The organism is Steroidobacter agaridevorans, assembly GCF_009932555.1.
Classification (GTDB): Bacteria; Pseudomonadota; Gammaproteobacteria; order Steroidobacterales; family Steroidobacteraceae; genus Steroidobacter; species Steroidobacter agaridevorans.
On record NZ_BLJO01000005.1, the window covers coordinates 339556 to 360216 of the forward strand.

Annotated in this window: 17 protein-coding genes; 8 read left to right on the forward strand and 9 right to left on the reverse strand. The window is 62.4% G+C overall.

The window, feature by feature from the left end:
* Nucleotides 1-57: 57 nt before the first annotated feature.
* From GYH35_RS19600 to GYH35_RS19615, 4 genes are all read right to left on the reverse strand, one after another.
* Nucleotides 58-906, reverse strand: a complete 849-nt coding sequence (locus GYH35_RS19600; RefSeq protein ID WP_161829283.1) for a carbohydrate ABC transporter permease — start codon at nt 904-906, stop codon at nt 58-60.
* Entirely contained in the window at nt 906-1745 is an 840-nt protein-coding gene (locus GYH35_RS19605) for a carbohydrate ABC transporter permease (RefSeq protein WP_161829413.1), read from the reverse strand. The genes GYH35_RS19600 and GYH35_RS19605 overlap by 1 nt, the downstream gene beginning before the upstream one ends.
* 86 nt (nt 1746-1831) lie before the next feature.
* Complete coding sequence (locus GYH35_RS19610; protein WP_161829284.1) at nt 1832-2938, reverse strand: ABC transporter ATP-binding protein; 1107 nt, start codon at nt 2936-2938, stop codon at nt 1832-1834.
* 35 nt (nt 2939-2973) lie between these two features.
* Nucleotides 2974-4011 (reverse strand): arabinan endo-1,5-alpha-L-arabinosidase, encoded by a 1038-nt coding sequence (locus GYH35_RS19615; RefSeq protein WP_202624430.1) that lies wholly within the window; start codon nt 4009-4011, stop codon nt 2974-2976.
* A 292-nt stretch (nt 4012-4303) separates the two neighbouring features.
* Here GYH35_RS19615 and GYH35_RS19620 point away from each other — a divergent pair, with 292 nt between their 5' ends.
* The 6 genes from GYH35_RS19620 (at nt 4304) to GYH35_RS19645 (ending at nt 10941) form a co-directional block, all read left to right on the forward strand.
* Entirely contained in the window at nt 4304-5080 is a 777-nt protein-coding gene (locus tag GYH35_RS19620; protein ID WP_161812842.1) for a FadR/GntR family transcriptional regulator, read from the forward strand.
* Nucleotides 5081-5321: 241 nt separating this feature from the next.
* Nucleotides 5322-6890, forward strand: a complete 1569-nt coding sequence (locus GYH35_RS19625) for an aldehyde dehydrogenase (NADP(+)) (RefSeq protein WP_161812841.1) — start codon at nt 5322-5324, stop codon at nt 6888-6890.
* Between the two features lies 1 nt (nt 6891).
* On the forward strand, nt 6892-7884 hold the full coding sequence (gene araD1 / locus GYH35_RS19630) for an AraD1 family protein (RefSeq protein ID WP_161812840.1): 993 nt from the start codon (nt 6892-6894) through the stop codon (nt 7882-7884).
* A gap of 3 nt (nt 7885-7887) precedes the next feature.
* Nucleotides 7888-8814 carry a Gfo/Idh/MocA family protein gene (locus GYH35_RS19635; protein WP_161829285.1) on the forward strand — a complete coding sequence of 309 codons (927 nt, stop codon included), beginning with the start codon at nt 7888-7890 and terminating at the stop codon, nt 8812-8814.
* Between the two features lie 11 nt (nt 8815-8825).
* Nucleotides 8826-10394 (forward strand): alpha-N-arabinofuranosidase, encoded by a 1569-nt coding sequence (locus tag GYH35_RS19640; RefSeq protein WP_161829286.1) that lies wholly within the window; start codon nt 8826-8828, stop codon nt 10392-10394.
* Between the two features lie 262 nt (nt 10395-10656).
* Nucleotides 10657-10941 (forward strand): hypothetical protein, encoded by a 285-nt coding sequence (locus tag GYH35_RS19645; protein WP_161829287.1) that lies wholly within the window; start codon nt 10657-10659, stop codon nt 10939-10941.
* A gap of 19 nt (nt 10942-10960) precedes the next feature.
* Here GYH35_RS19645 and GYH35_RS19650 read toward each other — a convergent pair whose 3' ends face one another.
* The 3 genes from GYH35_RS19650 to GYH35_RS19660 form a co-directional block, all read right to left on the reverse strand.
* Complete coding sequence (locus GYH35_RS19650; RefSeq protein WP_161829288.1) at nt 10961-11833, reverse strand: SMP-30/gluconolactonase/LRE family protein; 873 nt, start codon at nt 11831-11833, stop codon at nt 10961-10963.
* A 71-nt stretch (nt 11834-11904) separates the two neighbouring features.
* Nucleotides 11905-13716 carry an IlvD/Edd family dehydratase gene (locus GYH35_RS19655; protein WP_161812835.1) on the reverse strand — a complete coding sequence of 604 codons (1812 nt, stop codon included), beginning with the start codon at nt 13714-13716 and terminating at the stop codon, nt 11905-11907.
* A 24-nt stretch (nt 13717-13740) separates the two neighbouring features.
* Nucleotides 13741-14844 carry an aldose epimerase family protein gene (locus GYH35_RS19660; protein WP_202624431.1) on the reverse strand — a complete coding sequence of 368 codons (1104 nt, stop codon included), beginning with the start codon at nt 14842-14844 and terminating at the stop codon, nt 13741-13743.
* 311 nt (nt 14845-15155) lie between these two features.
* Here GYH35_RS19660 and GYH35_RS19665 point away from each other — a divergent pair, with 311 nt between their 5' ends.
* A complete protein-coding gene (locus GYH35_RS19665; protein WP_161829290.1) occupies nt 15156-16676 on the forward strand; it encodes an amidohydrolase family protein in 1521 nt (506 codons plus the stop codon).
* Nucleotides 16677-16834: 158 nt separating this feature from the next.
* Nucleotides 16835-18598, forward strand: coding sequence for a redoxin domain-containing protein (locus tag GYH35_RS19670; protein WP_161829291.1), 1764 nt, complete (start codon nt 16835-16837; stop codon nt 18596-18598).
* Nucleotides 18599-18602: 4 nt separating this feature from the next.
* Here the strand turns inward: GYH35_RS19670 and GYH35_RS19675 are convergent, their stop codons facing one another.
* Together GYH35_RS19675 and GYH35_RS19680 are read right to left on the reverse strand one after the other, a co-directional pair.
* Nucleotides 18603-19007, reverse strand: coding sequence for a response regulator (locus tag GYH35_RS19675; protein WP_161812831.1), 405 nt, complete (start codon nt 19005-19007; stop codon nt 18603-18605).
* 144 nt (nt 19008-19151) lie between these two features.
* Nucleotides 19152-20633: a CehA/McbA family metallohydrolase gene (locus GYH35_RS19680; RefSeq protein WP_161812830.1), complete on the reverse strand. Its 1482-nt coding sequence runs from the start codon at nt 20631-20633 to the stop codon at nt 19152-19154.
* Nucleotides 20634-20661 lie beyond the last annotated feature (28 nt).

Below are 20661 nucleotides of genomic sequence, written 5' to 3' on the forward strand. Positions count from 1 at the left end.
GCCGCACTCCACAGCTGACGAGCACCAGGCAGCTCAGCAATATTGCGATCGGGCGGATCACGTCGCCGCTCCGGAAACCGCGCGCACGATGTACTTTTGGAAGAACATGTAAACGATGAGGACGGGTAAGGACGCGAACACCGCCTGCGCCATCAGGTAGCCGAGACCGGCGGACTCGGCGAAATTCTGCTGGGTGGAGGCGATGCCCACGGTGAGCGTGTACATCTGCTGATTGGTGCCCGACACCATCGGCCACCAGTAATCGTTCCATGCGTGCAGGAACGTGAAGATGCCGAGCGTCGCTTGCGCCGGCAGCGTCATCGGCAATAGCACGCGCCAGAAGATCTTGAAGCGCGACGCGTTGTCGAGCATGGCCGCCTCGTCGATCTCGGTGGGAATCGCCTTGAAGTACTGAGTCATCAGAAACACGCCGAACGGCGCCGACATGCCCGGCAGCATCAGGCCCGCATAGGTGTTGTGCAGATCCAGATCGCTGAACAGCTGATGCCGCACCAGGATCACGGCCTGTTCGGGAATCGCCAGCCCGAACAGCACCAGCACGAAAATCACATTCCGTCCGGGAAACTCGAGACGGGCGAAGCCATAGCCCGCCAACGACGACAGCACGAGCACGCCCAGGCTCATGCCGGTCGAGACGATGATGCTGTTGAGCAGCCACCGGAACACGCCGGAGCCGATCAGGATGTCGTAGTAGTTGATGAGCGTCCACGGCGCTTTCAGCACCGACTGGGTATCCACCAGCAACTCTTGATTGGTCTTCAGCGACAGGCCGACCGCCCACAACATGGGAATCACCATGACGATGGCCAACGCAATCGTCGCCGCCAGGATCAGTCGATCGCCGAACGCGCGCCCCACGGCGCCCGATGCGAGCTGCGTCCTCATCAGAATGCCTCCTTGCGGCGCGCGACCAAATACTGCGCGAACGCGGCGATCGCGATGAAGCCGAACAGGATCTGACCGGCCGCCACGGCGTAGCCGACGTCCCAACGAGTGAAGCCCACCTCGAAAAGGAACAGCACCATGGGCCGCGACGCGTTGTTCGGTCCGCCCTGGGTCATCAAGTACGCCTGACCGAACAGCTGGAATTGCAGCACTACTTCGATGATCAGCACGAGCGCGAACGTGCGTCGGATCGATGGCAGCGTGACGTGCCACAGCGTCTTCCAACGACCGGCGTTGTCGAGCGCCGCGGCTTCGTACAACTCGCGAGGCACCTGCTGTAACGCTGCGAGGAACAGCATCATCGGCAATCCGATGCACCACCAGATCGTGGTGATCGCAATGGCCGGCAAGGCCAGCTCGGCGCTGCTCAGGAAAGCGATCGGCGGACGGCCGAAGGCTTCCAGCAGATTCGCGAGAAAGCCGCCCTCGGGCGCGAACACCACCTTCCACAGCAGCGTCACGATAGTCACGGACAGCACTGAGGAAGAAAAGAAGACGCCGCGCAACACGGCGGCCGTGCGCGTCTGGCGGTTTAACGCGAGCGCCAGGCCGAGGCCGATGATCGCCAACGCCGGCACCGTGAGCACAATGAAATAGAACGTGTTGCCGACGGCGCCGAGGAACACTTGGTCGTTAGATAGCCGTTCGAAATTCTCAAAGCCGACGAAGCGTCGGCCGCCGAAGAGATCGGCTTTGTGCAAGCTCAACCAGAAGCCGGCGAAGAGCGGGTAAACGAGTAACGCCGCGTACAAGAACAGAAACGGAGCCACATAGAGCATGTGACTCCAACGACTCTGCTGAGCACCGGCGCGCGCGGGTTGAACGCGCGTCCGGCCCAGATCGCTCAGCTGTCCAGCCGCGGTGCTCACGTCGCGCTCCCGTCCAGCACAGCGTGGTGGCCGCGGTCCTGATCATCGAATAGATGCGCCTCGCTGCCGTCGAACTTCACGCCGACCTGATCGTTGATGGCTACGCGGCTGTTGCCGGCGTCTTCGGCCACGATGGTCGCCCCATCGGCCAGCTTTACGTACACAAGCGTGCGATCGCCCAATCGCTCGACGAACTGAGCCACGCCCACTGTCTCGCCCTGCCCGGCCGGACAAATGTCCAGCGACTCCGCTCGAATACCCAGCTTGAACGACTGGGACGCGGGCAGCGACGCCTTGTCGATGCGCGTCGCGACGATCGCACCGTCCGGCAATCGCGCCGATACAAATCCATTCGGCCCATCGCTCAACTCGACCGGCGAGAAATTCATGGCCGGCGTGCCGACGAAACTCGCGACAAACGTGGTCGCGGGTCGCGAATAGATCTCCATCGGCGTGCCGATCTGCTCGATCTTGCGGTTGTTCATCACGACGATGCGATGCGCGAGCGTCATCGCCTCGATCTGATCGTGCGTGACAAAAATCATCGCCGCGTCGACGCGCTGGTGAAGTTGTGCGATCTCCAGGCGAGTGCGCACGCGAAGCGCGGCGTCGAGGTTGGAAAGCGGCTCATCGAACAGGAACAGATGCGGCTCTTTGACGATGGCGCGGCCGATCGCCACTCGCTGACGCTGACCACCGGAAATCTGCCCGGGCTTGCGATCCAGCAAATGCGTGATCTCCAGCATCTTCGCTGCCGCATCGACGCGCTTCTCGATCTCCGCATCGGGCAATCGAACGTTGCGCAAGCCGAACGACATGTTCTCGCGCACCGACATGTGCGGATAAAGCGCGTAGTGCTGAAACACCATGGCGACGCGTCGCTCGCCCGGCGCCAGCTGATCGACGCGGCGATCGCCGATCCAGATCTCGCCGGCGTCGACCGACTCCAGGCCAGCGATCATGCGTAACAACGTCGACTTGCCGCAGCCCGACGGGCCCAGGAACACCATGAACTCGTGCGGCCGGATGCTCAGCGACACATTGTCGATGACCGTGGCGGCCCCGAAGGTCTTGGTGACGTTCTTTAGCTCGATACCAGGCATGAGAAATCGCCGATGAAAAGTGAGATGGGGCGGAGCTAGGACTGCACGACCGGCCAGCCGTCGGCAGTCCATTCAATCGGCGAGATCCGCAGCGTCGCCCGGCCGTCGAGTTCCGCGTCGTACGCGTGGTACACGAGATAGTCGCGATCGCCATCGCGCAGGATCGCTTGATGCCCGGGGCCCCGAAACCGCCGGTTGCCTCGAATCACGACGGTGCCGTAGCCATCCATTTGCGACTTACCGTCACGGCCCACGTAAGGGCCAGTCACCTCGCGCGAGCGCCCGACGACGACGTAGTACGAACTGCTCGCTCCTCGGCAGCAGTAATCGAACGACGTGAACAAATAGTAGTAGCCGTTGCGCTCGACAAGGAACGGCGCTTCGATCGCGGCCGGCGCGTTTTCCGGCGCGGGCCGCCGGGCCAAGGAATATTTGCGCGAGTCATTCGAGATCGGCTTGCCGGTCGCGGGATCGAGCGGGAACAGCTTAATGCCGCTCCAGAAACTGCCGAGGCAGAGCCAGTGCTTGCCCTCGCGATCGATCAGATGGTTCGAGTCGATGGCATTGAAGTCGTCCTCGAGCTCGGACTTCACGACCAGCCCGCGATCTTCCCATTTGAAATCCTTGGACGCCCGATCCAATGTCTTGTTGGTCACCAGGCCAATGACGGAATGATTCGAGCCGAATCGCGAACACGAGTAGTAAAGGTGATAGAGCCCGTTGAAGTACGCGATATCGGGCGCCCACATGCCGCGCGTGCCGGGCACCGCGTCCTGCGCCCATTTGGGAATCTCATCGAACACACGGCCGTTGAGCTTCCAATTCACCAGATCCTTGGACGTGCGCCAGGGCAGCAGGCCGGTCGGATCATGGGCCTGACCGGTGCAGAATAGATGATAGGTATCGCCCTGCTTGACGATGCAGGGGTCATGCACGGGCGAGAGATCGCCGGCGAGGCGGTCGTTGAGACTTTGCTCGGGGGTAGCGGCGCTGGCCCAGACGCCGGTGGACAATCCCAGCGTCGAGCCCATGAACAGCGAGGCGCGTAGCAGGTCGCGCCTGTGGACGCTCACGTTCCGCACGTGAGCCTCGACTCGCCGTCGCGGCTTTGCATGGGTCCCCCGGTCATTCACGATTGTTCTGAGCAATATAACTCAGACAATTCATGGTAACGGCTTTCGATTTGTCAGGCAAACCGTGCCGCGGCATTTTGCAGATTGGCCGGGCGCCGACGCAATCGGCGCGGGCGATCCGGTGCAAATCGTTGCGGATCCTGCGAAATCCGCGCGCGGCGTGCGTAAACTACTGTCGTATGACGCTGCGCGCCGGGCCAAATACCCGCAGGCGTCGCGAGGGAAATCATCGATGTCGAGCAAAAAATCATCCGCGGCGAGGGCCAATGCACGGGCCCGACGCAAATCGTTGCGGCTGCATGGAACCATCGCGCGTGACCTCGGGGTGTTGATCGTGTCGGGCCGCTACAAGCCCGGCGACATCCTCAATGGCGAGATCGATGCGAGCGATCGGCTGCAGGTCTCGCGCACCGCCTATCGCGAGGCAGTCCGTATCCTCGCGGCGAAAGGCCTGGTGGAATCGCGGCCGAAGGTGGGCACGCGCGTCAGTCCGCAAGCCCGCTGGCACATGCTCGATCCCGATGTTTTGTCGTGGATTTTCGAGTTCGAGCCGGACGACAACCTGCTCGCGAATCTGTTCGAGCTGCGCAAGATCGTCGAGCCCGAGGCCGCCGCCCTGGCTGCATTGCGCCGGACCAATGAAGAACTGGAAGCCATGGAGAAGGCGCTCCAAGGCATGGCCGCGCACACGCTGGCCAGCGAAGCCGGCCGGCTCGCCGACCAGGAATTCCACTCGGCGATGCTGCGCGCGAGCGGCAACGCCTTCATCGTGTCGTTGACCAGCGGCGTCGGCGCCGCGGTGTCGTGGACGACGATCTTCAAGCAGCGGCACAACCCTCTGCGCCGCGACCCGATCCCCGATCATCAAAAGGTGTACGAGGCCGTCAAAGCCTCCGACCCGAAAGCCGCCCACGCGGCGATGTTGAACCTGGTCGAGCTCGCGCAGCTCGATACGACCAACTCGCGCAAACCCAAGGTCGCCAAGACTGCGACTTCGGCGCGCAGCTGACGTAACCCGCCCCCGAAACTCCCGCTGGTCGGCCCGAATTGAGGCTGGCCAGCGATGGATTTTGCGTCCGAGTCCCCCACCTTTCGTTGCACGGTCTTGTTGACGGCGGCCTCGGATGTCTTAATGCCGCAGGCGTTGTTAACGCTACCTTGCGCCCAGCGAGCCCTGGCAATTGCCCGCCACGGCATACTGGGATATTGTCTGAGTAAATCAACGGTACAAGTTTAGGCGGAGATCTCCCATGCCCCTGACCGGTCAGCTATTCATCGGTCGCGAACGCGTCGCGACCTCGCAAACCTTTCGCGCAGCGAACCCCACTACCGCCTCATTGATCGACCCGCCCTTCAGCTCGGCCGGCGCCGCCGAAGTAGAGCGCGCCTGCCAGCTGGCCAGCGAAGCGTTCGATCAATACCGCGCCCTGGATAACGAAACGCGCGCGAAATTCCTGGAAACCATCGGCGATCGCATCATGGCGCTGGGCGACGAGCTGCTCGAGCGCGCCAATGCCGAGTCCGGTCTGCCGCTCGCGCGTCTGACGGGTGAGCGCGGCCGTACCGTCGGTCAGCTGCGTCTGTTCGCGGACGAGTTGCGCAAAGGCGGCTGGCAGGGCGTTCGCATCGATCCGGCAATGCCCGATCGCAAGCCGTTGCCGCGCGCCGACCTGCGTCAGCGCAAAGTGCCGCTCGGCCCTGTCGTTGTATTCGGCGCCAGCAATTTCCCGCTCGCGTTCTCAGTCGCCGGCGGCGACACCGCCTCCGCGCTCGCGGCTGGCTGCCCCGTCATCGTCAAAGGTCACTCGGCGCATCCGGGCACGAGCGAACTGGTCGCGCAGGCCATCAGTGAAGCGGTCGCTCAGTGCGGTCTGCATCCGGGCGTGTTCTCGCTGTTGAACGGCGATAAGCGCGACCTGGGCGCAGGCTTGGTCGCCGATCCGCGCATCAAGGCCGTTGGCTTCACGGGCTCGCGTGGTGGCGGCGTCGCGTTGATGAAGATCGCCGCGGCTCGCAAAGAGCCGATTCCTGTTTACGCCGAGATGAGCAGCGTGAATCCGGTGCTGTTGCTGCCCGGTGCACTTGCCGCTCGCGCCGAAGCGCTCGGCAAGGAATTCGTCGGATCGCTCACCATGGGCTCGGGTCAGTTCTGCACGAACCCCGGTTTGGTGTTCGCGCTCGAAGGTCCGCACGTGGATACGTTCATTCAATCGGCTGCCGCAGCGCTCGGCGGCGCGGCCCCTCAGGTCATGTTGACCGCTGGCATCTACGATGCGTTCCAAAAAGGCGTGGATCGTCTCGCGACTAACAAGTCCGTGAAGACGATTGCTCGCGGCGCCGATACTCAAGGTGCGAACTGCGGCCGCGGCGCTTTGTTCTCCGTGCCTGCCGGCGCACTGACACACGAAATCGCCGAAGAAGTGTTCGGTGCTTCTTCCGTCATTGTCCGCTGCGCCAACGAAGCGGAGCTGGTCGATGCACTGGAAAAGCTGGAAGGCCAGCTCACCGCCACACTGCACGTCACCGAGCAGGATTATCCGATTGCGCAGAAGCTGCTTCCCACGCTGGAACGCAAGGTGGGCCGCATTCTCGCGAACGGCTGGCCGACCGGTGTCGAGGTCTCGCACGCCATGGTTCATGGCGGTCCGTACCCGGCGACGTCCGACAGCCGCACCACCTCGGTGGGCACGCTCGCGATCGAACGTTTCCTGCGCCCCGTCTGCTATCAGGACCTTCCGGATGCACTGTTGCCGCCGGCCCTGAAGCGTGACGCTCAATCTGCCACGCCGCATCGCTTCGACGGCGTCTACCGGAGCTAATATGAGTTTGCGTTTGATACAGGTGCGCGCTGCCGATGGGCAGCGCCTGGTGGCCGCCATCGACGACAACGGCGTCGCTCGTAAAGTGAAAGATTGCGTCAGCACTTATCAGCTGGCGCAAACCGCGCTGGACGGCGGGACGTCGCTGGAAAAGTGCGTGGCCACGCGGCTCTCCGACGAACGGCTCGATCTGGAGGAGTTGCAGAACTGGAATCGTCTGCTCGCTCCGATCGATCATCCGGACGTTGCGCACCTGTATCTCACCGGCACCGGCCTGACGCATCTCGGCTCGGCCGAAGGTCGCGACAAGATGCACAAGGCCGCTGCCGGCGGCACGCTCACCGACTCGATGCGCATGTTCAACATGGGCCTGGAAGGCGGCAAACCTGCCGCCGGCCAGGTCGGCGTGCAGCCCGAGTGGTTCTACAAGGGCGACGGCTCTTGCGTGGTCGGCACAGGTGAGGCGTTGCCCTCACCTGACTTCGCGCTCGATGGCAGCGAGGAGCCGGAGATCGCCGGCATCTACATCATCGACGCCGCGGGCAATCCGCGTCGCATCGGTTTCTGTCTGGCCAACGAGTTCTCGGATCACATCACCGAGCGTGGCAATTACTTGTGGCTGGCGCACTCCAAACTGCGCCATGCCGCGTTGGGCGCGGAGTTGCTCGTCGGCGAGTTGCCTGCCGACGTTCGCGGCATGAGCCGCGTGCTTCGCGATGGCAAGACGCTGTGGGAAAAGCCGTTCCTCACCGGCGAAGCCAACATGTCGCACACCATCGCGAACCTCGAGCATCATCATTTCAAGTATCGACTGTTCCGTCGGCCTGGCGACATTCACGTGCATTTCTTCGGCACGGCGACGTTGTCGTTCTCCGAAGGCATTCAAACCAAGGAAGGCGATGTGTTCGAGATCGAAGCGCCGCCGTTCCGCCTGCCGTTGCGCAATCCCCTGAAGCGCAGCGAAGCATCGACCGTGGCTGTGCAGGCGTTGTAAGTCATGAGCCCGATCAAACTCGCCATCGTCGGCTTGGGCAAGATCGCTCGCGATCAGCATCTGCCCTCGCTGGCCGCCAATCCGAACTATCAGCTGGTGGCCGTCGCCAGCCCGCACAACAAGCTCGAAGGCACGCCGAGCTATCCCAACATCGAGACCATGCTGCGCGAGCAGCCGGAGATCGAAGCGGTTTCGCTGTGCTGCACGCCACAGGTTCGTTACGAAATCGCGAACTATGCGTTGGAGCAGAACAAACATGTGATGCTGGAGAAGCCGCCCGGCGCGACGCTGAACGAAGTCGCGGGCCTGATGGATCTCGCCCAACAACGCCGGCTCGCTTTGTTTGCTACCTGGCATTCGCGCGAAGCCGCGGCCGTCGAACCGGCGCGCGATTGGCTCGTCGGTCGCAACATTCGCAAAGTGCAGGTGACCTGGAAGGAAGACGTGCGCGTGTGGCACCCGGGCCAGGCATGGATCTGGAAAGCCGGCGGTCTGGGTGTGTTCGATCCTGGCATCAACGCGCTGTCCATCATCACTCGCATCCTGCCGCAGCCTCTGGTGCTCAAAGACGCCGAGCTGCACGTCCCCTCGAATTGTGAAACGCCCATTGCCGCCGAACTGACCTTGCAGGGTCCGGGCGGATTGCCGGTGCGCGCGGAATTCGATTTCCGCCAGACCGGCCCGCAGAGCTGGGACATCGACATCGAAACCGACGACGGTCATCTGCTGCTCTCCAAAGGCGGCTCGGTGATGCACGTCGACGGCAAACAAACGGTGTCCGCGCCGGATCGCGAATACGCGAACCTGTATGCGCGTTTCGCCCCGCTGGTTCGCGAGCGTCGCATGGATGTCGATCTCGCCGCCTTCCGCCTGGTCGCCGATGCATTCATGTGCGGCCGGCGCTCCGTCGTCGATCCCTTCATCGAATAGAGGACAACAAGATGCCGATTCTTCAGGGGGCTCTCCGCCTGACCGCCGCGCTCGGTCTGGCGACGCTCAGTTTCGTTCCTTTGGCCGCCGGCGCCGCCGAATCGGCCGCCGTCTCGGTGACCATTCAGGCCGACAAGCCGGGCGCCAAGATCGATCGCAATCTCTACGGCCAGTTCGCCGAGCACCTGGGTCATGGCATTTACGAAGGCATCTGGGTCGGCGAGGACTCGTCGATTCCGAACACGCGCGGCTATCGCAATGACGTCGTCGCTGCGTTGAAGAAGTTGAAAGTGCCGGTCGTGCGTTGGCCCGGCGGCTGCTTCGCCGACGAATATCACTGGCGCGAAGGCATCGGCCCGCGCGACAAGCGGCCGGTGAAAGTGAACACGCACTGGGGCGCGGTCGAAGAGCCGAATACTTTCGGCACGCACGAGTTTCTGGATTTCGCCGAACTGATCGGCGCCGACGCTTATGTGTCCGGCAACGTCGGCTCCGGCAGCCCGCAGGAAATGGCGGAGTGGGTCGAGTACATCACCTCCGATACGAAGTCGACGCTCGCCGAGCTGCGTCGTAGGAACGGCCGTGAGAAGCCCTGGAAGCTGCCGTACTTCGGTGTCGGCAACGAAACCTGGGGCTGCGGCGGCAACATGCGGCCGGAATATTTCGCGGATCTCTACAAGCAGTTCGCGACCTTCATCAAAGCCCCGCGGGACAACACTCCGTTGAAGATCGCCAGCGGCGCGAATGTCGCCGACTATCACTGGACCGAAGTGATGTTGTCGCAGGCGGCCAAGCACATGGATGCCTACTCGCTGCACTACTACACGTTCCCCGGCCGTTGGGAGAACAAGGGTGCGTCGACCGGCTTCACCGAAGATGCGTGGGCGTCGACGCTCAATCACGCGGTGCGCATGGAAGAATTGGTGACCAAGCACTCGGCCATCATGGACAAGTACGACCCGGACAAGAAGGTCGCGCTGTATGTCGACGAGTGGGGCACCTGGTACGACCCGGAACCGGGCCGCAACCCGGGCTTCCTGTATCAGCAGAACACGCTGCGCGACGCGCTGGTCGCTTCGCTGACGCTCGATATTTTCCATCGCCACGCCGACCGCGTGAAGATGTCGAACATCGCGCAGATGGTGAACGTGCTGCAGGCGATGATCCTCACCGACAAGGAGAAGATGACGCTCACGCCGACGTATCACGTGTTCGAGATGTACATCCCGTTCCAGGGCGCGACTTCCCTACCCGCCGAAGTTCAGTCGCCGACGTACTCGCGTGGCGAGTGGTCGCTGCCGCAGGTGTCGGTGTCCGCTGCGCGTGATGTGAATGGCAAGTTGCAGATTGCGTTTACGAACGTCGATCCGAACAAGGGCGCTTCCGTGTCCGCGAAGATCAATGGCGCGAATGTGAAGTCGGCTTCTGGTCGCATCCTCACTGCATCTGCGCTCGATGCACGCAATACGTTCGATAAGCCTGAGGCTGTGAAGCCGGCGCCGTTCAAGGCGTCGAAGAAGGGAAATGAGCTCCGCGTTGAACTGCCGCCGAAGTCGGTGGTGGTTGTCGCTGTAGAGTAAAGGTTCTCTCAGAGGCTCAGTGGTTCGCGGTGCCGGGGTGGGTCCTCCCCGGCACCGCGCCCTCTCGGTCGCTCATCAAAACCCTGAATCCGCGCCGTCGTGCCGGATGTTCTGTTGACAGGCTCACGCGAGCGCTGAGATCGTATGGGCCAGGAATAATCCGGCACAGGATTGATCGTCGGCCTTTCAAGGAGGGATCCCCATGAACGTTTTGCTTCGATCCGCGGTCCTCGCAGTCGCATTCTGGTTTTCCGGAAACGCGATGGCTACGTGCACATCGATTTCTTGTGAGGATGAATCGATTCTCGCGATGATGACTACGTCCACCGGCGACGTCTACGTGAAAACGAGCGGCGACATGAGCAGCCTCAGCTGTACGCGATCACAGGGAGTGTATGCAACGCTGATTCATGGAACAGAAGGATTCAAGCAGATCTACGCCACGTTGCTCGCGCACTATATGGCGGGCATGCCGATCTCGATCAGAATCAACGAGAACTCGATCGGCTGCACCATCGGTTACGTTTATACCGAAGCCGGCTCCTGAGGCGGGGCATGCCTCCGTCTCAGCCGCCAAATAGTCCGGGCGGCAATCCACGCACCCCGCCGGCATCCACTTCGAACAGCGAACCGGCGAATGTTTCCTTACTCCGATCGAGTCCCTTCGCCGCCGAAGTAACAAACATCCGATCCAACTCCGGTCCCGCAAACGCGATGCTCGTAATCTGCGGCGCCGGCAATCGAATCTCCCGATCCAGCTTCGCGTCCGGCGACCAGCGGCTGATCCGCGAGCCGCCCCAGTGGGCGATCCAAAGGAACCCTTCGGCATCCGTCGTCATCCCATCGGGGAACCCGAGGTCGTCGGGGAACTTCAGCCACTCCTTCTTGTTGCTGAGCTCGCCCTCCGGCGACAGATCGAAGCGATAGATCGTCCGCGCCGGTGTATTGGTGTGATACATGAAGTCCTGCTTGGGACTGAACGTGGGTCCATTCGTCACCTTGTAGCCCTCGTCGACGCGCAGCACGCTCATGTCCGGCCGCAAGCAATACAGCGAGCCGGTGGTCTCGACGATGGCGGCATCCATCGTGCCCGCCCAGATCTGCCCGTGACGATCCACCTTCGCATCGTTCAAGCGATTGCCCGGAAGCTGCGGCTCGGGGTCGACGATCAGCCGCAAAGCCAGCGGCTCCAGGTCCAACTCGTAGAAGCCGCTTTGCAAGCCCGCGATGAAGCCGGGTTTACTGCTGCGCTCCACCACCCAACCGATGTTCTCGGGCATCGACCAACGGCGGATGCTGCCGTCGGCGAGCGAATAGCGATAGAGGAAGTGAGAAAGGATATCCACCCAGAAAAGGGCGTTGTGCTTTGCAGACCACAGCGGACCCTCGCCCAGCTCGTCCTTCTCCTCACGAGCAATGACTCGCCATGCTTCCGCCATGTTCTTACCCTCTCTACAAATGAAAAAGCTCCCGCGCAAGATGACCTCGCGCGGGAGCCCGAGAGTTTAAATCAGTGATTGTGTCGCGGCACGCCCTTGGTCTGGGCGAGGCGCTGATACTTCACTGCGGACTCGAGCACGGCGCCCGTCTCGGCCTGGCCGATGTCGGCGCGCTGCATTTCCTGCCATGGCGTCTGGCTCGGGGGATACGGGAAGCCGCCGGCGTCCTTCAACGCCTGACGGCGCTGATTCAGCTCTTCCTCGCTGATGAGGATATTCGCCTCGCCCTTGCGCAAGTCGATGCGCACGCGGTCGCCCGTCTTGAGCAACGCCAGGCCACCGCCCACTGCTGCTTCCGGTGAAGCATTGAGAATCGACGGCGAGCCCGACGTACCCGACTGCCGACCGTCACCGATGCACGGCAAGTTGTGAATGCCCGCTTTGATCAGGTTCACCGGCGGACGCATGTTCACCACTTCCGCCGCGCCCGGATAGCCAACCGGGCCCGCGCCGCGCATGAACATCAGCGTGCTCTCGTCGATGCCCAACGACGGGTCGTCGATACGCGCGTGATAGTCCTCCGGACCATCGAACACGATGGCGCGCCCCTCGAACGCTTCCGGATCTTTCGGATTCGACAGATAGCGCGCGCGGAACTCGTCGGAGATCACGCTCGTCTTCATGATCGCCGAATCGAACAGATTGCCGCGCAGGACAGTGAAGCCGGCGCGCTTCTTCATCGGCTCTTCAAACGGCTTGATCACCTTCGTATCGATGATGCTCGCACCGCGGCAGTTGTCGCCCAGCGAGCTGCCGTTCACCGTCAGCGCCTTCTCGTTGATCAGGCCCTGACGCATCAACTCGGCCACAACGGCGGGCACGCCACCGGCGCGATAGTAGTCCTCGCCGAGATATTCGCCGGCCGGCTGCAGGTTCACGAGCAAAGGGATATCCAAGCCGTACTTCTGCCAATCGTCGATGGTCAGCTCGACACCGATGTGCCGGGCGAGCGCATTCAAATGAATCGGCGCGTTGGTGGAGCCGCCGATCGCGGAGTTCACGCGAATCGCGTTGATGAAAGCTTCGCGAGTGAGGATGTCCGACGGCTTGCGATCGGCCCACACCATCTCGACGATCTGCTTGCCCGTGAGATACGCGCATTCCTGGCGATCGCGCAGCGGCGCGGGAATGGCCGCCGAGCCAGGCAGCGACATGCCGAGCGCCTCGGTCAGGCTGTTCATCGTCGTCGCCGTGCCCATGGTGTTGCAGTACCCGGTCGACGGCGCCGACGATGCGACCAACTTGATGAAGCCCTGATAATCGATCTCGCCCGCCGCCAGCAACTCACGAGCACGCCACACGATGGTGCCCGAACCCGTGCGCACGCCTTTGTACCAACCGTTGAGCATCGGGCCGACCGACAGCGCGATGGCCGGCATGTTCACCGTCGCCGCCGCCATCAAACAGGCGGGGGTGGTCTTGTCACAGCCGACCGTGAGCACGACACCGTCGAGCGGATAGCCGAACAACACCTCCACCAGACCGAGGTAGGCGAGGTTGCGATCCAAACCCGCAGTCGGACGCTTGCCGGTTTCCTGAATCGGATGCACCGGAAACTCCAGCACGACGCCGCCCGCCTCGCGAATGCCTTCACGCACGCGCTCCGCCAGCACCATGTGATGACGATTGCACGGCGACAGGTCGCTGCCGGTCTGCGCGATGCCGATGATGGGCTTGCCCGACTGCAGCTCTTGCAGCGACAAGCCGAAGTTCATGTACCGTTCCAGGTACAGCGCCGTCATGTCCGCATTGGCGGGATCGTCGAACCAGGCGCGCGAGCGCAGGCGACGCGTTGCGGACGGATTGGAATTGGATGGGCTCATGGGGTTCGCGTCAGGTTCGAAAGCTTAGGGAGCGGCGGAGAAACGCAGCACCATGGTGTTCACGTACGTCTGGCCGGGATTCAGGCGCGCGTTGGGGAAGTCGCTGCGATTCGGCGAGTCCGGAAACACTTGCGGCTCCAGACAGAAGCCATCGCCCTGCCGGTACACACGCTGGCTCTTGCCGGTGCTGGTGGCGTCCAGGAAGTTGCCTGAATAGAACTGCACGCCCGGCGCGTCCTGAAGCAACTCCAGTACGCGACCGGAGGTCGGCTCCTCGACGCGAGCTGCCGGCCGCAACTTCCCGGCCTCGCCGTCGACGATGTAGTTGTGATCGTAGCCACGACCGATGCGCAGCTGCTCGTCGCGGCCGTCACGAACGCGCTCGCCGATGGTATGAGGTTTGGTGAAATCGAACGCGGTGCCCGCGACAGCGCGGCGCTCACCCGTGGGAATCAGAGTTGCGTTGACTGGCGTGTACTTGCTCGCGAACAAGGTCAGGCGATGCCCGAACACGTCGGTGGGCGCCGCTTCACCCGCCAGGTTGAAATAGCTGTGGTTGGTGATGTTGACGATGGTCGGCTTGTCGGTCGTCGCGCGGTACTCGATCGACAGCTCGTTCTTGTCGTTGAGCGTATAGGTCGCCGTCACCTGCAGCTTGCCCGGATAACCGCCTTCGCCATCGGCGCTGCTATAGGTAAGCACCGCTTTGGCCGGCGAGCCGGCGCTGATGGACTCGATCTTCCACAGCACTTTGTCGAATCCCTGCTTGCCACCGTGCAAGTGATTCGGGCCGTCGTTGGTCTCGAGCTGATACTGCTTGCCGTCCAGCGAGAACTTGCCGGCAGCGATGCGATTGGCGTAGCGGCCGACCGTCGCGCCGAAGTACTGCGGCTGGTCCACATATTGTTGAGCGGTGGCATAGCCGAGCACCACGTCGGCGGATTTGCCGTTGCGGTCTGGCGCCTTCAACTCCTGAATGACACCGCCGAGCGCGAGGATGCGCACCGACATGCCCTTGGCATTGGCCAGCTCGACCGACTCCACTTTGCGGCCATCGGCCAGCGTTCCGAACTCGCCGCGACGGGCTTCCACCGCCCCCGCGACCGATGCACCCAGACTATTGACCACGAGCACTCCCACCAGCCATCGACCTGCCCTCCTGACACCCTCGCGCCGGTACTGACCGGACGCCATTGGGACCTTGCCAACCGCAGTGTTGCGGCCCGACGAAACTCGCTGTTCTTGTGTCACGAAAACCCTGGCCGGCGACTTGGATGGGACATTCTAATACTCAGACAAAATGTCATCAATTGTCTCGGCAGACAAGCCGGATTTTCCCGCCAAAAAGCCCGATCCAATGCGCCCGGCTGGCCGTTTGACGCGCCGATCGAGCACAATCCGCGTGGCGCCCCACCGCGCCCCCCCTCATGGAGCTGGTAGTGAAAGGAAGTCAAAAGGTCGGCGCTATGGCGCGCCTGGCAACCGGCGCCGCCGCCACTCTCGTCGGCCTGGCGCTGGCTCATCCGGCCGGGGCCGCGGAGCTCGTGATCGAGCAAGTGACGGTCGTGTCGCCCCAGCTGGCCGCGGCTCAACCCAAACAGAATGTGCTGGTTCGCGACGGCCGGATCGTGTCCGTCAGCTCGAAACCAGTCAGCGCGGCGGCGGGCGCAGTTCGCCTCGACGGTCGGGGCAAGTTTCTCACACCTGGACTCATGGACTCGCATGTCCATGTCGGCGACGTCCCCGGCTTCCCGGGCGGCGCCGACGCCGACCCGGCGATGGGCGCGATCCGCGATGCCTACGTGCGCCAGCAACCTCGCAGCTATCTCTATTACGGCGTCACGCAGGTCGTGAATCTGCTCAGCACACCCGATGCCGCCGCTGCGTTCGAAGCGCAGCCTCAGCATCCCGATTTTTATCGTTGTGCGGCGACGTTCGTGCTCGATGGCTATCCCTCGGTATTCATCGAAGACAAGGCCATTCGTTATCGCGCCATGCCGGACTTCATCTACGAGCCGGCCAACGCCGCGGAACATCCGCTACCCGCCGGCATGGACGCTGCTCAACACACGCCTGAAGCCGTCATCGGCAAGCTCGCCGAGAGTGGTGTCCGTTGCATCAAGATCTTCATCGAGAACGGTTTCGGCCCCGCCTCCGACTGGCCGGTCATGAGCAAAGAAACATTGCAGCGAGTGCGCGCCGAGACCCGGAAGCGCGGCTTGCTGCTGCTCGCGCATGCCAACGCCATCGACATGCAGCGCCTCGCCGTCGAGGCGCAGGTCGACGTGATCGCGCACGGCTTATGGAACTGGAATGAATATTCAACCGATCAAGGCGTGCCGCCGGCCATCGCCACGCATCTGCGCGAGATCCACGCGAAGAAGATCGGCTTTCAATCGACGCTACGAGTGATCGCAGGCCTGGCCGATTTGTTTCGTGAAGATACGTTGAAAGATCCGGCATACGCCAAGGTCGTGCCGCCCTCCTTGCTCGCGTGGTATGCGACACCCGCGGGGCAATGGTTCAAGGAAGAGGTGCGCAAGGGCATGGGCGGCGTACCGGACATGAAGGCCATGCACACCTACATGGTCATCAGCTCGTACGGCATGCGTGCCACCAAATATCTGTCCGACCTCGGCCATCCGTTGCTGCTCGGTAGTGACACGCCGTCGGCGCCGACATTTGGCAACCAGCCCGGCTATGACACCTATCGCGAGATGCGCATGATGGCGCAGTCCGGCGTGCCGCTACCTGCGATCTTCCGCGCCGGCACCATCAACAACGCCCGTCAGTTCGGCCTGGACAAGGAATACGGCACCGTGGAAACCGGCAAAGTCGCGAACCTGCTGCTACTAACGGCAAACCCGCTGGAAACCATGCGCGCCTGGACCAGCATCGACCGCGTCATCCTGCGCGGCTCGGTCATTAAACGCGAATCGCTGGCAGCGCCACGCGAATAGTTCCGCCTGACGGCATGGAGCCGCGCCGTTACAGAAGTGCAAAGATTCTTAACATTCATTAGTGCCATTTGGGCCGGGCGCGGATAGACACCCGCGCGGCCGCGGACGAGACTGCCCGGATAGAAGAATTACTGGCTCTCTCACAGGGGTTCCCAGCAATGAGCATGAAGCACGGATCCAAGCTGCTCGGTATCGCTACTGCCCTGGCGCTCTCGGGCGCAATCAGCCCGGCGTTGGCGCTCAATCCGGGCGACACCGTCGACAACTTCCGCCTGCTCGATCACACCGGCGCATCGCGCCAGCTCTACTATCTTTCCGACATGAAGGCCGTCGTGCTGATGGCCCAGGGCAACGGCTGCGAAGTCGTTCGCAAGTCGCTGCCGGAAATGCAGGCGCTGCGAGACAAATATCGCGCGCAGGGCGTCGAGTTGTTGATGATCAACTCCAACCTCGCCGACACGCGCGACGCCATTGCAAAGGAAGCGAAGGCACAGGGCATCGACCTGCCCATCCTGCTCGATGAGACCCAGATCATCGGCGAGTCGCTCGGCCTGAAGCGCAACGGCGAATTGCTGGTCATCAACACCAAAGGTTGGAAGGTTGCCTATCGCGGCCCGGTGTCCGCCGGCGGCACACCGTACGCGGCCAATGCGCTCGATGCAGTCATCAATGCCAAGGCGGTGACCACCGCGCAGGTCGATGCCAGCAACGGCAAAGGCTGCGACCTGAAATTCCCCGAAGCCGATCGCAAACAGGCGCACGCGAAAATCTCCTACGAGAAGACCATCGCGCCCATGCTCATCGACAATTGCGTGACCTGCCATCGCACCGGCGGCATCGGCCCGTGGCAGATGAGCAGCTACGACATGATCAAAGGCTTCAGCCCGATGATCCGCGAAGTGGTGCGCACCGAGCGCATGCCGCCATGGCACGCCGATCCGCATTACAACGTGTTCTCCAACGATCGTTCGCTCAGCAAGGACGAGATCAAGAACCTGGTGCACTGGATCGAAGCGGGCTCACCGCGCGGCAGCGGCAGCGATCCGCTCGCGGAACTGAAGAAACAATGGCCGGAGTGGGCGCTGGGCGAGCCGGACCTGGTCGTCGAGATTCCTGCGTTCGAGGTGCCGGCGACCGGCGTGATTCCGTATCAGATGCCGATGGTCGACAACCCGCTGGATCATGACGTATGGGTGCGCGCCGTCGACTTCCAGCCGGGCGATCGCACCGTGCTTCATCACATCATCGCGACCATGGGCACGAATGCCGAAAGCGTGCGCGATGGCGGCAGCCTCGGCGGTTATGTGCCGGGCGCCGGCCCGATGATGCTGCCCAAAGAGACGGGCGTGCTGATCAAGAAGGACGCGAAGTTCTTCTTCCAGATGCACTACACCGTGAGCGGCAAGCCCGCACGCGACGTGAGCCGCATGGGTCTGTATTTCCGGAAGGATGCGCCTGAATATCAGATGCGCAGCGCCGTGCTGCTCAATCCGCGCCTGAAGATTCCGGCGAACACCAAGGAGCACACCGAGTCGGCCTCGAAGACCTTCGACCACGACGTGATCGTCTACAACCTGCTGCCGCACTCGCATTTCCGCGGCAAGGCGTCGGACTTCATCGCGACTTATCCGGACGGGCGCACCGAAGTGCTGCTGTCAGTGCCGAACTACGACTTCAACTGGCAGACCACGTACGAGCTGAAGACACCGAAGCTGCTGCCCGCCGGCACCAAGGTCACTCACCACACAACCTGGGACAACTCGGTGCAGAACAAGGCGAACCCGGATCCCAACCGCGTTGTGCCCTGGGGTCAGCAGACTTGGGATGAAATGCTGTACGGCGTGGTTCGCTATCGCTATGTGAATGAGAGCGATGCGCCGACCGCGCCGCCGGCCAAGGTGTCGCAGACGGCGAGCGAATAGTTCTTCAATGAAACAACTGCAGCGCCCGCGGTATTGACGCCGCGGGCGTTGGCTTCCCTTCCAGAATCGCCGAGATGATGTCGATGCTCGGCGGCAGATCGGCCGGGTTGTAGGGCTTACCGATAAAGCCCAGTGCCAGATCCTGATTCTCGAACGCCGATGGATGTTGAGCACTGACGAACACGGCGGCGACGTGCAACTCGCGCAGCCGCTTCGCGAGCTCGACGCCGTCACCGGCGTGCATCAAATCGATATCGATGAGAGCGAGAGTCGGATGACCGGAGCGGGCCAGCTCCAGGCCCTCTTCAAGCGTGGCGGCGGGGCCTAATGTCTTGTGTCCTGCATGCTCCAGCTCGGCAACCGTGCTCAGCGCGCAGATCGGCTCGTCCTCTACTACCAGTATCAACATCTTCGTTTTGACTGCGACAGCATCTCCTGAAAATGCCAACGTCGCACAAACGCGAATCGTTCCTGCCCGAGAACGCAAAGTTGTGCGACGGCAGTCGGAGAATCAATCACATAGGCACTCGCGACTACGCGAAAGCCGAAGCGCTCAATTCACATAGATGGGATTGCCGAGCAGCGCCAGGTTGCCGGCGGCGTCGCGCACATCGATGCGAATCCAATGATGCTTGCCATCGGATGTTTCCTCGAAGGACCACGAGTGCGTGGCCGCCGGAATCGCGGTGCGCCGAGTCATTTTCCCGTCGCGAATGATTTCGGCGGTGCCGCCCGTCATGCGCTCGATGCGAGCCGTGAAGGTCACAGATTGCTTTTCCGGCACTGAGAGCTGACCGCCCATCGCGACCGTCGATTCCCGATACGTGGCGCTCAGCTCGAGCTTGCGATCGCGCGAACCCGCGGTGTCGACGAAGACATTGCCGGCGCGAATGCCCGCCATGATTCCATCGATGCTCAACTCCTGCGCATACACGACGGTCGTAGGTATGCCGATTCGTCCCGGTGGAGGGACGCTCTTCGACGTCACATCATGAGTGTCGCTGCCGCCGATCGCGGTGAGGCGATGGCCCTTTTGCAGTTGCTCGTGCCAGAACGGAATGCCCGTGACGGGGCTTTCCACATCGTTGCCGTTCACGACCTCTACGGCCTGGACGAGCGACAGGTCCGCCGGCGGATTCGGCGACCAGCCGCAACCCATGCAGGCTTCGCCGGTCGGCACTCGCGGATGATTGATCGACACCAGCGCGCCTTTGTTTTTTGCTTCCGTGAGCAGCGTGTTCCAATCGGGGACCTCTGCGCTGCCGACACGGAAGTCGACGACCTCGCGCAGATTGAATGCATTGGCATGACCTTGAAACGTCGTCATCTCCATGCCGGGGATCAAGAGCAATCTGTCGAAGTATGGCTGCAGCGCGGTCAGCTCTTTGACATGCGAATTGGTGTTGTGGTCCGTGAACGCGATGAAGTCGAGCCCGCGGTTGGCGGCCGCGTCCAGCGTCAGGAACAACGGACAAGGCACCCGCTTCTCGCCGCTCTTGGTCGCACAGTTGCCATCGCTGTGCTCGCTGTGCATGTGCAAGTCGCCGCGATACCAACCGGCTTCCGATTTGAGCGGCGCCGGCTCGGTCGGAAGCCCGTGCTTCTCGTTGCGCTGGAAATAAACTTCCGCGGTGAATTCGGAAGTTTGGCCGTTGCGAATGTTCGGCACACCGAGCAGCAGTTGCCATCGCCCTGGCGTGACCGGCCCGGATAGATAGGAAGGTGTCGCGTCGCTCGCCGAGAGCGTGAATGACCGCTTGTTTCCGCCGCTCCAGCCGCGGAACTCGTTCTCGAACTTTTCGCCCGGCCCGAGCAAGCCCACGTCGATCGTCGTGCGCGCTTCGCGGCCGGTGTAGTCGAAACGAATCTCCAGCGCCTTTACTCCATCCGGAACGTCGAACGGCAGCAGGCGATAGGTGCGATACGCCTTATCGGTGATGGTGTCGCGAAGAATGAGATCAGGCGCCGGCGTGGCCGCGTGCGAACTCGTCGCAACAGCCAAACAAACCAGTGCAAGCAGGGTGGCAAATCGCATAGAACCTCAAACGAAAAAGGGCGGCACG

What these genes read in the sequence shown, in the direction of transcription:
- GYH35_RS19600 (WP_161829283.1), bottom strand. Translation starts at nt 906, where the DNA reads ATGAGGACGCAGCTCGCATCGGGCGCCGTGGGGCGCGCGTTCGGCGAT.
- GYH35_RS19605 (WP_161829413.1), bottom strand. Translation starts at nt 1,745, where the DNA reads ATGCTCTATGTGGCTCCGTTTCTGTTCTTGTACGCGGCGTTACTCGTT.
- GYH35_RS19610 (WP_161829284.1), bottom strand. Translation starts at nt 2,938, where the DNA reads ATGCCTGGTATCGAGCTAAAGAACGTCACCAAGACCTTCGGGGCCGCC.
- GYH35_RS19620 (WP_161812842.1), top strand. Translation starts at nt 4,304, where the DNA reads ATGTCGAGCAAAAAATCATCCGCGGCGAGGGCCAATGCACGGGCCCGA.
- GYH35_RS19625 (WP_161812841.1), top strand. Translation starts at nt 5,322, where the DNA reads ATGCCCCTGACCGGTCAGCTATTCATCGGTCGCGAACGCGTCGCGACC.
- araD1 (WP_161812840.1), top strand. Translation starts at nt 6,892, where the DNA reads ATGAGTTTGCGTTTGATACAGGTGCGCGCTGCCGATGGGCAGCGCCTG.
- GYH35_RS19635 (WP_161829285.1), top strand. Translation starts at nt 7,888, where the DNA reads ATGAGCCCGATCAAACTCGCCATCGTCGGCTTGGGCAAGATCGCTCGC.
- GYH35_RS19640 (WP_161829286.1), top strand. Translation starts at nt 8,826, where the DNA reads ATGCCGATTCTTCAGGGGGCTCTCCGCCTGACCGCCGCGCTCGGTCTG.
- GYH35_RS19645 (WP_161829287.1), top strand. Translation starts at nt 10,657, where the DNA reads ATGGCTACGTGCACATCGATTTCTTGTGAGGATGAATCGATTCTCGCG.
- GYH35_RS19650 (WP_161829288.1), bottom strand. Translation starts at nt 11,833, where the DNA reads ATGGCGGAAGCATGGCGAGTCATTGCTCGTGAGGAGAAGGACGAGCTG.
- GYH35_RS19655 (WP_161812835.1), bottom strand. Translation starts at nt 13,716, where the DNA reads ATGAGCCCATCCAATTCCAATCCGTCCGCAACGCGTCGCCTGCGCTCG.
- GYH35_RS19670 (WP_161829291.1), top strand. Translation starts at nt 16,835, where the DNA reads ATGAGCATGAAGCACGGATCCAAGCTGCTCGGTATCGCTACTGCCCTG.
- GYH35_RS19675 (WP_161812831.1), bottom strand. Translation starts at nt 19,007, where the DNA reads ATGTTGATACTGGTAGTAGAGGACGAGCCGATCTGCGCGCTGAGCACG.
- GYH35_RS19680 (WP_161812830.1), bottom strand. Translation starts at nt 20,633, where the DNA reads ATGCGATTTGCCACCCTGCTTGCACTGGTTTGTTTGGCTGTTGCGACG.